The organism is Aquirufa sp. OSTEICH-129A, from assembly GCF_054558355.1.
This window is the reverse complement of sequence record NZ_JBPXKC010000003.1, coordinates 463,217-476,010: the sequence shown is the minus strand read 5'-3', so window position 1 is coordinate 476,010 and position 12,794 is coordinate 463,217. Positions and strand designations below refer to the sequence as shown.

Genomic DNA, 12,794 nt, shown 5'->3' with positions numbered 1-12,794 from the left:
CTAACGAGTCTAATGAATGAAGAGATTAACATTAAAACCCAATTAAAATTGGGGGATTAGCTCAGCTGGCTAGAGCACCTGCCTTGCACGCAGGGGGTCAACGGTTCGAATCCGTTATTCTCCACCAATTAATTATCCTCCCTCCTACTTCAACGGAAGTAGAACATAAGGGAAACGATGTAGACCAAATGAATTTATTCATGGAAGTTTACACAAGGTTCTTTGACATATTGTGAGAATAAAGTAAAGAGTAAGAGCAAAAATAGATAGCGATTGCCTTCGGGCATGAAGATATTAGAGAGTAAGTGAAATAAGGGCGTATGGGGGATGCCTAGGCTCTTGGAGGCGACGAAGGACGTGTTAAGCTGCGATAAGCTTCGGGGAGGTGCACAAGACCATTAATCCGAAGATTTCCGAATGGGGCAACCCACTAGATTGAAGATCTAGTATTCTATTTAAATAGAAGGCAAACCTGCTGAACTGAAACATCTAAGTAAGCAGAGGAAGAGAAAACAAAAGTGATTCCGTAAGTAGTGGCGAGCGAACGCGGATTAGCCCAAACCAGTGTTGTTGCGGCAAGACTGGGGTTGTAGGACTTCGATATCGATGATATAAATGAACGAGAACTGTCTGGGAAGGCGGGCCGTAGAAGGTGAGAGCCCTGTATTGGTAAGTTTATGTTATTGTAGGAGTATCCTGAGTAGGGGGGGACTGGAGAAATCCCCTTTGAATCTGCCGGCACCATCCGGTAAGGCTAAATACTACCAAGAGACCGATAGTGAACGAGTACTGTGAAGGAAAGGTGAAAAGTACCCTGAGTAAGGGGGTGAAAAGACCCTGAAACCATACGCTTACAAGCGGTCGGAGCCCTTTCGTGGGGTGACGGCGTGCCTTTTGCATAATGAGCCTACGAGTTACTTTCACTGGCGAGGTTAATCACATAGATGTGAGCAGCCGGAGCGAAAGCGAGTCTGAATAGGGCGCTTAGTCAGTGGGAGTAGACGCGAAACTTTGTGATCTACCCATGAGCAGGTTGAAGCTCCGGTAAAACGGAGTGGAGGACCGAACCAGTTTACGTTGAAAAGTATTTGGATGACTTGTGGGTAGGGGTGAAAGGCCAATCAAACTGAGAAATAGCTCGTACTCCCCGAAATGTTTTTAGGAACAGCCTCGGGGTCAAGTTTTAAGCAGGTAAAGCTACCGATAGGACTAGGGGGAGTCAAATCCTACCAAATCCTGACGAACTCTGAATGGCTTAAAATATACCCGGGAGTGAGGGTTGGGGTGCTAAGGTCCCAATCCGAGAGGGAAAGAACCCAGACCAACAGCTAAGGTCCCAAAATCTTTACTAAGTTGAACTAAGGAAGTCTGATTGCAGTGACAGCCAGGATGTTAGCTTGGAAGCAGCTATTCATTTAAAGAGTGCGTAACAGCTCACTGGTCGAGCGAGGCGGGCATCGATAATAAACGGGCATCAAGTAAAGTACCGAAGCTTTGGATTATATTTATATACTGGTAGGGGAGCATTCTGATTGCGGCGAAGGTTGAGCGACAAGCTTGGCTGGAGCGATCAGAAAAGCAAATGTAGGCATGAGTAACGATAATGAGGGCGAGAAACCCTCACGCCGAAAGACTAAGGTTTCCTCAGCTATGCTAATCAACTGAGGGTTAGTCGGGGGCTAAGGGTCTAGCGAGAGCGACAACCTAATGCACAACAGGTTAATATTCCTGTACTTACTTATTGGGCAAATAGATGACGGAGAGAATGGGTTACCAGATACTGACGGAATAGTGTCTTTGAGAGGCGGCAGCAATGCCAAAACGAGTGTAGCGAGTGATCTTCCAAGAAAAGTCTAGGCGTGTATAACTAATAAGTAACCCGTACCGTAAACCGACACAGGTGGTCGAGAAGAATATTCTAAGGCGCTCGAGTGAATCACGGCTAAGGAACTCGGCAAATTAACCCTGTAACTTCGGGATAAAGGGAGCCTCGAGTAATCGAGGCCGCAGAGAAATGGCCCAGGCGACTGTTTAACAAAAACACATGGCTTTGCAAAATCGAAAGATGACGTATAAGGCCTGACACCTGCCCGGTGCTGGAAGGTTAAGGGGGGATGTTAGCTGCAAGGCGAAGCATTGAACTGAAGCCCCAGTAAACGGCGGCCGTAACTATAACGGTCCTAAGGTAGCGAAATTCCTTGTCGGGTAAGTTCCGACCTGCACGAATGGTGTAACGATCTGGGCACTGTCTCAGCCGTGAGCTCGGTGAAATTGTAGTAACGGTGAAGATGCCGTTTACCCGCAACGGGACGGAAAGACCCCATGAACCTTTACTATAGCTTAGCATTGAGTTTTGGTACTGGATGTGTAGGATAGGTGGGAGGCTGTGAGCCGGTGTCGCTAGGCATCGGGGAGCCAACGTTGAAATACCACCCTTCTTGTACTGGAATTCTAATCCCTGAATGGGAGACATTGCTTGGTGGGTAGTTTGACTGGGGTGGTCGCCTCCAAAAGAGTAACGGAGGCTTTCAAAGGTTCCCTCAGCACGCTTGGTAACCGTGCGTAGAGTGCAATAGCAAAAGGGAGCTTGACTGTGAGACCGACAAGTCGATCAGGTACGAAAGTAGGATATAGTGATCCGGTGGTTTAGTATGGAACAGCCATCGCTCAAAGGATAAAAGGTACTCTGGGGATAACAGGCTGATCTCCCCCAAGAGCTCACATCGACGGGGAGGTTTGGCACCTCGATGTCGGCTCGTCACATCCTGGGGCTGGAGAAGGTCCCAAGGGTTCGGCTGTTCGCCGATTAAAGTGGCACGCGAGCTGGGTTCAGAACGTCGTGAGACAGTTCGGTCCCTATCTGTTGTGGGCGTAGGAATATTGACAGGTTCTGACTTTAGTACGAGAGGACCGAGTTGGACTGACCGCTGGTATATCAGTTGTTCTGCCAAGGGCATAGCTGAGTAGCCACGTCGGGACCAGATAAGCGCTGAAAGCATCTAAGTGCGAAACTGACCTGAAGATGAGTATTCCATGAAGGGTCCGTGTAGACGACACGGTCGATAGGCTACAGATGTAAAGGCAGTAATGTCAAAGTCGAGTAGTACTAATTACCCGAAAGCTTACTTTTATAAAAAAATGCAACGACTGTTTATTTTATCTCACAATATGGAAAAAGGCTAAGCCTTGCAAGATTTATGGAGCCGATAGGACGGGTGTTCACCTCTTCCCATCTCGAACAGAGAAGTTAAGCCCCGCACCGCTGATGATACTGGGATCAAACCCGGGAAAGTAAGTAAGCTCCAAGTTATTATTATCAAGCCCGCTAGGTTCTAGTGGGCTTTTTTTATGCCAGAAAAGAATGTAGAATGAAGAATGTAGAATGGAGAATGGAGAATGTAGAATAATAGTGATTAGTGGTTTGTGATTAGTGTTTAGATGTCGTGCTGTTCGATATGTTCCGCAGGGGCAGGTCAAATAGCCAGTTTAAATAAGAATAATTCAATTAAAGTATTTACCACCAATTATCATGAATATTTCCCTTGTAAAGCAATCTGTTGTCTAGATTTAATAATTTCTTACCTTTTAATCAATTCAAATCAAGGCTATTTTTATTTATTTAATACATTTGTTGTATGAAGTTTCTTCGGCTTTTTCTTATTTTTCTTATTTGGCCTGCTTCAGTCAAAGCAAATCAATATGCCTATTTCCTGAATAATGTAGACCATAAGGTGTATCGAGTTGATTTAATTAGAAAGGAAATTGCTCGGCTGGATTCTACTTCTAATTGGGTTTTTTACCATAGCTTAACGTCGGATTCTACTTATCAAGCAGATATTATGAAAACAGGCGAATTGGCTGTTATTCAAAAGAAGAATACCAATCGTTTACATATATTTCAAGAATGTACGAATCAAGTTTATGTAGTTGATTTAACTGATTTTCAAATAAAACGACAAGATGATACCTATTACCGTGGTGATAATTGTAAAGCTTATCGTTTTTTTAGAGGGGATGTAATTTATTCAATTGGGGGGTATGGTTTTTGGAGAACCAATAATCATTTGATTTTTTTTGATAAAAAAACCAAAGAATGGGAAGCGGTTAATTCCAATGGCCAATCGCCTAAAGGAATGTACCATGGCTTTGTAACTTATCTTCCTGAAAAAGATGAGATTATTTCTTTTTCCAATTACTCAACCGATGTAAGTATGGAATATGGTAGTTTGAATTTGGATCAAAGCATTTACCAATTTTCCTTTTTTACTAAAGCTTGGAAGAAATTGGGAGAAATCACTCATCCAAAATTCAAGCAAATTTTGGATGAATTTAGTTACGAAGATCGCCAACATTTATTCTATACCGGTAAATATTTTGTTTTTGAACCATCTACCAACAAAAATGGTATACACCAATATTATTTTGTTAACCCAAGAACCCTTGAAATTTTTGAATACAATGATCTTGAACTTAAATATGCTCGAATAGCTTTAGGTGCTTCTCAGCCCCAAAACCCAAGTATGTTTACGAATGGACCTTGGTTGTTAACCGTTCTACAAAACGCTAATCCAAAGTCTAATGATAGTTTTATTTTATTGAATTTTGATGATATAGCTAAAAATGCAACTTTCATTGGTTTATTGACCGACTTACCTTGGTATCAAACGGATTGGTTTTATGGCATTGTCTTAATAATACTAGCATTGGTCCTTATTTATGTTTTAAAAAGATTGGTCCCTAAACGGACCAATAAGGAAATAAATTTATCTATCATGCAAGAAGTGAAGTTGGATATGGACCCCACTTCTTTACGTCTTCTTCAATCTATTTTGGATAATCAAAGTCAAGGTGGTTTAGCCATCGAAGAGGTTAACCGTATTTTAGAAATTGAAAACTTGGCTTTTGATACGCAAAGGTATCGTCGAAGTGCTATGATTAATCAAGTGAACCAAACGCTTACTTTGTTAACTGGCGAGAGGAACAGTATTATTCGGGAGAATTCAGAAGAGGATAGAAGACAAAAGCGGTATAAGATAAATCCAAATTGCTTCGAACTCCTGCGCAAGAAGGTATCTTTTTAAGGTTGATTGCACAAATTGCAAATTCCTTGAATCAATAAATTGCTCTCTTTTTTGGTAAAATTTGCTGGTAGTTTTATACTAGGAATATGAACTAATTCTAAACAGGTAGTTTGACCACATTGGTCACATTTGAAATGTACATGATCATGTTGATGTGCATGTCCTCCTTGATGACAAAGCTCCTTACAGAGCGCATATTTGATACCTCCAATATCATCTAATACCTTATGGATTAGGCCTTGGCTCAAGAAAGTCTTTAGCGTACGATACACAGTTACGCGATCAAATTGGCTGCTCAATTCTTGTTCAATATCTCCCTGACTTAATGCATAATCATGTGATTGCAATAAGCCTAAGACCTCAATTCTACAAGGTGTAGGACGTAAATCAAAATCAGATAAACTAAGTGCTTTATGCTCCATTTAATTAGACATGATCAGACTGCAATTTGACCATTTTTTGATAAATTCCATCCTTCAAGTTCATCAATTCCTCATGATTTCCTGTCTCCACAATTTGTCCCTCCTGCATCACAATGATTTTATCAGCCGAGCGTATGGTAGACAAGCGATGGGCAATGATTAAACTTGTACGGTTTTTCATTAATTCTTCCAAAGCAGATTGTACCCATTTTTCTGATTCTGAATCTAAAGCACTAGTAGCCTCATCCAAAAGAAGAAATTTAGGATTTTTCAAAATGGCTCGAGCAATGGCTATGCGTTGCCTTTGTCCTCCAGATAACTTAACTCCTCTTTCTCCAACCAAGGTATCCCATTTTTCAGGAAAGGATTCAATGAATTGTTTCGCAAAGGCTAATTCTGCCGCTTTTTCAATTTCTTCTTTACTAGCACCCGGCTTACCATAAGCGATGTTTTCTCGAATACTTCCCCCAAATAATAAAACCTCTTGCGGAACCAGGGCGACTAATTTTCGCCAATCGCTTACAATAAAGCCTTGAATATCTTGTCCATTCAATAGAATATTACCTGAATTTGGTTCGTAAAAGCGCATGAACAATTGAGCCAAAGTTGATTTTCCCGTACCTGAGCTACCCACAATGGCTACTTTTTCACCTGGTTGAATGGTGAAATTGATTCCCTTTAAAATTGGGACATTCGGTCTACCAGGATAGGTAAAATGCAAATCATTAACCTCAATCTTTCCAAAAGGAATTTCTTCGATAGATTCTTTTTCTATATTTATTTCCGAATGGTCGTCCAGAATTTCTAAGATCCTTTCTGATGCTCCAATGGTTTTTTGAAGCTGAGCATAAATATCCCCAAGGCCACCCACAGATCCGCCGATGAAGGCCGTATAAAAAATAAAAGTCAATAATTCCGCCAAGATTAAATCTCCAGATGAAACTAATTGGGCTCCATACCAAACAACTCCAACGATTCCTCCAAACAGGGCAAAAATGATAAAGCTAACAAATCCCCCACGGAAGGTTGCTGCTTTTAAAGCCTGATCTACTACCAAATTTAAGGATTGTGTGTAACGATTAACTTCCCATTTTTCATTTGTGAAAGATTTGACAGCTTGAATGGATTGGAAAGTTTCCTCTACAATGATGTTAGTGGAAGCTAATTCGTCTTGAGATTTTTTTGAAACTTTACGTATATACCTTCCAAATACTAAGGCCGCAATGACTAAAACAGGAAATGTGGCCAACATGAATAAGGTTAGTTTCCAAGAGATGTAGGTAATCAAGGCGATACCCCCGACCAAGGTGAATATTTGCCTAAAAAACTCAGCTAAGGTTATTGATAGTACGTCTTGAAGCTGTGTGATATCAGAGGTAATTCGACTCATCATTTCCCCCACGCGGCGCTTTTCAAATTGAAAAATTGGGAGTGTGATGATTTTCGTGTAAAGATGTTGCCTTACATCCCTCATGGCCTTTTCAGAAACTTGAGCAAAGGTATAAATTCTGAAAAAGGATAAAACCGCCTGAATGACTAGGATGGAAAAGAAGAAAATGGTGACTTGATTGATAGAAAATTGTGATTTCCCTTCCATCACTTTAGTCATCTCACCAATTAATAGTGGGAAACTTAAGGTAGTTAAGTTAGAAAAAAACAAAAAGAACATTCCTGTTATGAATGTCCATTTATAGGGTAAAATAAATTTATAAATGCGAAGTGCTTTGCGAATTCCTTCTTTATTGACTTTTCTGGCATCTTTAGGATCTGCTCCTGCTCCAAATTTCTCGTGTCTCTTTGCCATATGTTTATTCTTTCGCTTTGCCTCTATATCCTGAGGCTTGGAATAATTGATTGGCATCAGGTTTTGCCATTACTGTTGCCAAACTTTCTTGTGGATGATTTGTTTGATAAGCATCAATGATTTTCCAACCAAGCCAACGACCAATGGAACCTGGACATGCCGGACCAATTTCTACGGTTTTAGGTCTTTCCCCCAAATACTTGGCTTTGGTAAATTCATCTTGCTTGTACAACAAGGATTGATCGATAAAATGTTCCCAAATTTCTTGTTGGAACATGTCAGATTCTGTTAATTCTTTCTGGGTATATCCAAACAATAAACTATCAGCCAAGGCTGGAGCCATTTTTTTAGCAAAAGCATAACTTTTACCATACCAGATCATATCACTTAACATGGTGGCATTTTCAGCCATGTGCTTATTGAAATAGGCAGAATACAATAATAATATTTGCCCCACAAGTGCCCTGGGTTCCAGTCGCCTTAACTGATAATCATATACATTTTGAGGTAAGTACAAGCCTTTTTTACCCATGAAATAATCCAAGCCAATGATAATTAAGCTATCACTCACGACTAAATGCTCTGACTTGAAATTTCCAATAGCGCCAAATCCTGTAAATACGGTTCTGATTTTAGGGATTTTTGCTTGAGGAAATTCATTTTTTATTTCCTGAAAGGCAGACTGTAATTCCTTTTCCAGAACCTGAGCTCCAAAAAATGCCTCTTGTTGACTTTGATCATAAAACTTGCGCAAGGCAGGATTTTGGAAGAGGGAATAGAAGTTTTTAGCTATTTCCAAAGAACGATTTGTTCCAACGGAAAAGTAAGCTTGTAACACTTCAGGGTGTTTTTGAAGGATGCTGTCTATTTCTTGAGCATTCTCGCTATTCGCTATGGCTCGATCTAGTCGTTGAATATCCAAGCGGATAACTGTAGTCTTGGGCTTACTTTCTTTTCTTTCCTCCGTTTTGGTACAGGATCCAAAAAAAAGGGGAAGAAGTAATATGCCGAAAAGTCCTACATAGCAGCTGGTGATTTTCATTTAGCTTAAACGGGCTATTAATTCTTTCAATGATTTGATTTTATTTTCAGCGTCAGAAAGCTTCTGTCTTTCTCGTTCTACCAAATCAGCTTTTGCATGTTGAACGAATTTTTCATTGGCTAATTTTGCCTCTACTGATTTTTTGAAGCCTTCTAAGTAAATCAACTCTTTTTCTGATTCTTCTTTTAATACCGCAGGGTCTTCATCGTTGGCTAGAGGAACAAAAAACTGATCAGATTTGACCACAAATGTTTGTGCCTCTGCCATAGATTCCTGAATGAATGAAACCGATTCCAAATTAGCCAACTTAATCAAGATAGGATTAATGGCATCATAGGCGCTCGCTTGGTCTGATTTGATGCATAAACTAAGTGCCATTTTAGGCGAAATTTGCTTAGTATTTCTAATCTCTCGGATTTTAGTGACAATCTCAAACATGGCATCAAATTGAGCAATGATTGACGTTTGAACTGTTTTTGCTTGCGGAAATTCAGCTTTACAAATACTGGCTCCTTCTTTTCTATCCTCCATATTTTGCCATATTTCTTCTGTAATAAACGGCATATAAGGATGTAATAAACGCATCAATTGATCAAACAAGCCCAAGGCAGTATTTAATGTTTCTGAAGCGATAGGGCTTTGATAAGGAGGCTTAATTATCTCCAAATATTTAGCGCAATAATCATCCCACACTAAATTGTAAATGCTTAATAAAGCATCTGAAATACGGAATTTTTGAAAATGATCCTGTACATCCAAGATCGTTTGAGATAATTTGGACTCAAACCATTCGCTTGCTAAAACATGTTCAGGTAATGATTGACCTTCTTTTACTTCCAAGCCTTTTAATAAGCGGAAGGCATTCCAAATTTTATTAGAGAAATTTCTGCCTTGCTCACATAATTTATCATCAAACAATAAATCGTTTCCAGCAGGGGCAGAGAATAGTAAACCCGAGCGAACTCCATCTGCTCCAAATTTCTCAATCAATTCCAAAGGATCCGGAGAATTGCCCAAAGACTTAGACATTTTTCTGCCTTGTTTATCTCGAACAATACCCGTCAAATAAACATTTCTAAAAGGCAATTCGCCCCTCCATTCATATCCTGCCATGATCATTCGTGCAACCCAGAAGAATAAAATATCGGGTCCAGTTACTAAATCGTTGGTCGGGTAGTAATAGTTAATTTCTTCATTATCCGGATTTTCAATGCCGTCAAAAACAGAAATTGGCCATAGCCAAGAAGAGAACCAAGTATCCAATACATCAGGGTCTTGGGTTAAATCATCTTCCACCAAGGCAAATAATTGGTATTTATCTCGGGCAATGCGCAAAGCTTCTTTTTTATCCTTTGCCACAATCAAGGTACCATCTTGAAGGTAAAATGCAGGGATTTGTTGGCCCCACCATAATTGTCTAGATATACACCAATCATGTACATTTTCCATCCAAGAACGGTAGGTATTTTTGAATTTGGCTGGATGCAATTGGATATTGTCATTCATGACATTTTCCAAAGCAGGCTTGGCCATCTCCTCCATTTTTAAAAACCATTGTAAAGAAAGCTTCGGTTCGATCACCGCACCTGTACGTTCTGAAGTACCAATAGTAGATTTATATTCCTCCGTTTGAATCAAATACCCTTCCTCTGTTAATTGTTTTACTATACGTTTTCTGGCTTCAAAACGATCGACACCCACAAATAACACAGCTTTTTCATTCAAGGCACCGTTGTCATCAATGATATCAATCACGGGTAATTTATGCTTAATCCCTAATTCATAATCATTCAAATCATGAGCAGGTGTAACTTTTAAGCAACCCGTTCCAAAGTCAGTACTAACATATTCATCAGGAATAATACTGATTTCACGATTGATTAAAGGAATGAAAACCTTTTTACCATGTAGGGCCAAATAACGTTCATCGCTTGGATTTACACAGATAGCGGCATCTGCCATGATGGTTTCTGGACGGGTCGTGGCAATGGTCACGTGCCCAGAACCATCTACCAAGGGATATTGGATATGGTATAATTTAGCTTGAACATCCTTGTAAATAACTTCTTCGTCAGAAAGAGCTGTTTTTCCTTGCGGGTCCCAATTGACCATTCTAACGCCACGGTAAATCAAACCTTTGTTATATAATCGAACAAAGGTATCAATTACCGCTTCATATAATTTAGGTTCCATGGTGAACCGAGTACGGTCCCAATCACAGGAAGCACCTAATTTTTTTAACTGATCTAAGATAATTCCACCATATTTATCCTTCCATTCAAAGGCATATTTTAGGAATTCTTCGCGACTAATATCCTTTTTCTCAATTCCTTTTTCTTTGAGCATGGCCACCACTTTGGCCTCTGTCGCAATGGAAGCATGGTCAGTACCTGGAACCCAGCAAGCCTCTTTCCCTTCCATCCTAGCCTTACGAATCAAAACATCTTGAATGGTATTATTCAACATATGGCCCATGTGCAAAACTCCCGTTACGTTGGGAGGGGGGATGACAATGGTATATGCCTCTTTATTTGGGTCAGGTTTGGAAGCGAATAATTTATTCTCTAACCAAAAGGCATACCATTTTTGCTCTATTTCTTGCGGGGCGTAATTTTTGTCAATCATAAAGGAAAGTTCTTGCCGTATTCTAGCTACGGTTTCATTATAGCCTACAAAGATAATTGATTTAGCTCAAAGAGGAAGGTGGAATTTTAAAACAATTCGATGTAATTTCGGTTGAAAATGAAAACAGAAATCATGGAAATATTACTTTGGCTAGGGACTTTTTTATTGATGGAGGGAATGGCCTGGTTTACCCATAAATACATCATGCACGGAATCATGTGGAATTGGCACCAGTCGCACCATGTCCACCATAAAAACGTCTTGGAAAAAAACGATTTGTTTTCGGTGGTATTTGGGATCTTATCCACCTTGACCATCATCATTGGTGCTGAAATAGAAGCTTTCAGGCCCTTATTGTGGATAGGTTTAGGAATTGCGACTTATGGTTTATGCTATTTTGTATTTCATGATATCATCGTACATCGACGAATCAAAGTCAAATTTAAGACCAAAAATACCTACCTAAAACGCTTGATTAAAGCCCATTATGTGCACCATGAGGTGCATGAAAAAGAGGGCGCAGAAGCTTTTGGTTTCTTGTACGCCCCCAAAAAATATGAATAGGTTTATTTAACGAAACCTACTCCGACCGTTGAGTTAGAAAATTCATCTATTAAAATAAATGCTCCATTGGATGGATTTTGGGCATAAACATCGGCCATAATTGGCTGCGCGGTACGCAATTGTATGCCGCCAATTTCATTTAGTTTTAATGAATCTACATTTTGGCTAGACGTTTGTGCTACCACGTCCAATCTTTCTGTAATTTGTGAAATTTTGGCTTTGGTAAGATTTACCCCATGCTGTAAAAGGTAGGTTTTACCAGGACTCAAGGCTTGGTGGTCTAACCAACAAATATGGGCTGCAAAATCTTTCAACTGTGGAGCTTGGGCATCAGAAGCTAAAACCAAAGAATTTCCACGGGAAATATCGACGTCAGTAGTCAAGGTAATAACCACAGAATCTCCAGCGACCGCATGGTCTAATGGCTCTCCAAATTTTTCAATGGAAGCGATGGTACTTTCTTGACCGGTAGGTAATGCTCTAATGACATCACCTACTCGGAAAGTACCAGAGCTTATTTTGCCAGCATATCCGCGGTAATCATGATATTCTTCTGTTTTTGGGCGAATCACCCATTGAACAGGAAAACGAGCAGGAGCATGTGCCAGACTTTCGGCAAATTCAAATGCCTCTAATTCTCCTAACAAAGTATTTCCTTGATACCATGGCATTTTATCGGCTGCTTGAGTGATATTTTGACCAAATAAAGAGGATATTGGTAAAAAGTTTACGGCTTGTCCCTCAAAGGTAGTTTGAGCCACTAGGGAGGTGAGACTAGCTTTAATGGCCTCAAATTTGGCTTGGTCATATTGAACCAAATCCATTTTATTGACACAAATAATCACCTTTGGAATTCGTAATAAAGCAGCAATGGATAAGTGACGAGCCGTTTGTTCTACAAGACCTTGGCGAGCATCTACCAATATTAGTGATACTTTGGCATTAGAAGCCCCAGTAACCATGTTGCGTGTGTATTCTACGTGGCCAGGTGTATCCGCAATGATGTATTTACGAGTTGGCGTAGAGAAATAGATGTGGGCTACATCAATGGTAATACCTTGTTCTCTTTCCGCAATTAATCCATCTGTTAATAAAGAAAGGTCCAAAAAATCCAAACCTTTTCTTTTAGAAGCACTTTCTAAGGCTTCAATTTTATCTTTAGTAATTGAATTGGTTTCATACAATAAACGACCAATCAATGTGCTTTTTCCGTCATCTACAGAGCCTGCAGTAGCTATGCGTAAAATATCCATATT

7 protein-coding genes, 1 tRNA gene and 2 rRNA genes are annotated in these 12,794 nt (G+C 40.0%); 5 read left to right on the top strand and 5 right to left on the bottom strand.

The window, feature by feature from the left end:
• Nucleotides 1–50: 50 nt before the first annotated feature.
• From SKC36_RS08500 to SKC36_RS08485, 4 genes are all read left to right on the top strand, one after another.
• Nucleotides 51–127, top strand: a tRNA-Ala gene (locus SKC36_RS08500).
• A 172-nt stretch (nucleotides 128–299) separates the two neighbouring features.
• Nucleotides 300–3,130, top strand: a 23S ribosomal RNA gene (locus SKC36_RS08495).
• A 66-nt stretch (nucleotides 3,131–3,196) separates the two neighbouring features.
• Nucleotides 3,197–3,308, top strand: a 5S ribosomal RNA gene (gene rrf, locus SKC36_RS08490).
• Nucleotides 3,309–3,635: 327 nt separating this feature from the next.
• On the top strand, nucleotides 3,636–5,081 hold the full coding sequence (locus tag SKC36_RS08485; protein ID WP_459465602.1) for a Kelch repeat-containing protein: 1,446 nt from the start codon (nucleotides 3,636–3,638) through the stop codon (nucleotides 5,079–5,081).
• Here SKC36_RS08485 and SKC36_RS08480 read toward each other — a convergent pair.
• The 4 genes from SKC36_RS08480 to SKC36_RS08465 are packed head-to-tail and all read right to left on the bottom strand — an operon-like array spanning nucleotide 5,078 to nucleotide 10,974.
• Nucleotides 5,078–5,503 carry a Fur family transcriptional regulator gene (locus tag SKC36_RS08480; protein WP_459453239.1) on the bottom strand — a complete coding sequence of 142 codons (426 nt, stop codon included), beginning with the start codon at nucleotides 5,501–5,503 and terminating at the stop codon, nucleotides 5,078–5,080. The genes SKC36_RS08485 and SKC36_RS08480 overlap by 4 nt on opposite strands.
• Nucleotides 5,504–5,507: 4 nt before the next feature.
• Entirely contained in the window at nucleotides 5,508–7,307 is a 1,800-nt protein-coding gene (locus SKC36_RS08475) for an ABC transporter ATP-binding protein (protein ID WP_459465601.1), read from the bottom strand.
• A gap of 4 nt (nucleotides 7,308–7,311) precedes the next feature.
• Complete coding sequence (locus tag SKC36_RS08470; RefSeq protein ID WP_459453241.1) at nucleotides 7,312–8,349, bottom strand: gliding motility protein GldB-related protein; 1,038 nt, start codon at nucleotides 8,347–8,349, stop codon at nucleotides 7,312–7,314.
• Complete coding sequence (locus tag SKC36_RS08465) at nucleotides 8,350–10,974, bottom strand: valine--tRNA ligase (RefSeq protein ID WP_459465600.1); 2,625 nt, start codon at nucleotides 10,972–10,974, stop codon at nucleotides 8,350–8,352. It lies immediately after the preceding gene.
• Nucleotides 10,975–11,091: 117 nt separating this feature from the next.
• Between SKC36_RS08465 and SKC36_RS08460 the strand changes: the two genes are divergently transcribed.
• A complete protein-coding gene (locus SKC36_RS08460; RefSeq protein WP_459465599.1) occupies nucleotides 11,092–11,538 on the top strand; it encodes a sterol desaturase family protein in 447 nt (148 codons plus the stop codon).
• A gap of 2 nt (nucleotides 11,539–11,540) precedes the next feature.
• Here SKC36_RS08460 and SKC36_RS08455 read toward each other — a convergent pair whose 3' ends face one another.
• The gene (locus SKC36_RS08455) at nucleotides 11,541–12,791 is read right to left on the bottom strand and encodes a sulfate adenylyltransferase subunit 1 (RefSeq protein WP_459465598.1); all 1,251 of its coding nucleotides are present in this window, start codon (nucleotides 12,789–12,791) and stop codon (nucleotides 11,541–11,543) included.
• Nucleotides 12,792–12,794 lie beyond the last annotated feature (3 nt).

What these genes read in the sequence shown, in the direction of transcription:
- SKC36_RS08485 (WP_459465602.1), top strand. Translation starts at nt 3,636, where the DNA reads ATGAAGTTTCTTCGGCTTTTTCTTATTTTTCTTATTTGGCCTGCTTCA.
- SKC36_RS08480 (WP_459453239.1), bottom strand. Translation starts at nt 5,503, where the DNA reads ATGGAGCATAAAGCACTTAGTTTATCTGATTTTGATTTACGTCCTACA.
- SKC36_RS08475 (WP_459465601.1), bottom strand. Translation starts at nt 7,307, where the DNA reads ATGGCAAAGAGACACGAGAAATTTGGAGCAGGAGCAGATCCTAAAGAT.
- SKC36_RS08470 (WP_459453241.1), bottom strand. Translation starts at nt 8,349, where the DNA reads ATGAAAATCACCAGCTGCTATGTAGGACTTTTCGGCATATTACTTCTT.
- SKC36_RS08465 (WP_459465600.1), bottom strand. Translation starts at nt 10,974, where the DNA reads ATGATTGACAAAAATTACGCCCCGCAAGAAATAGAGCAAAAATGGTAT.
- SKC36_RS08460 (WP_459465599.1), top strand. Translation starts at nt 11,092, where the DNA reads ATGAAAACAGAAATCATGGAAATATTACTTTGGCTAGGGACTTTTTTA.
- SKC36_RS08455 (WP_459465598.1), bottom strand. Translation starts at nt 12,791, where the DNA reads ATGGATATTTTACGCATAGCTACTGCAGGCTCTGTAGATGACGGAAAA.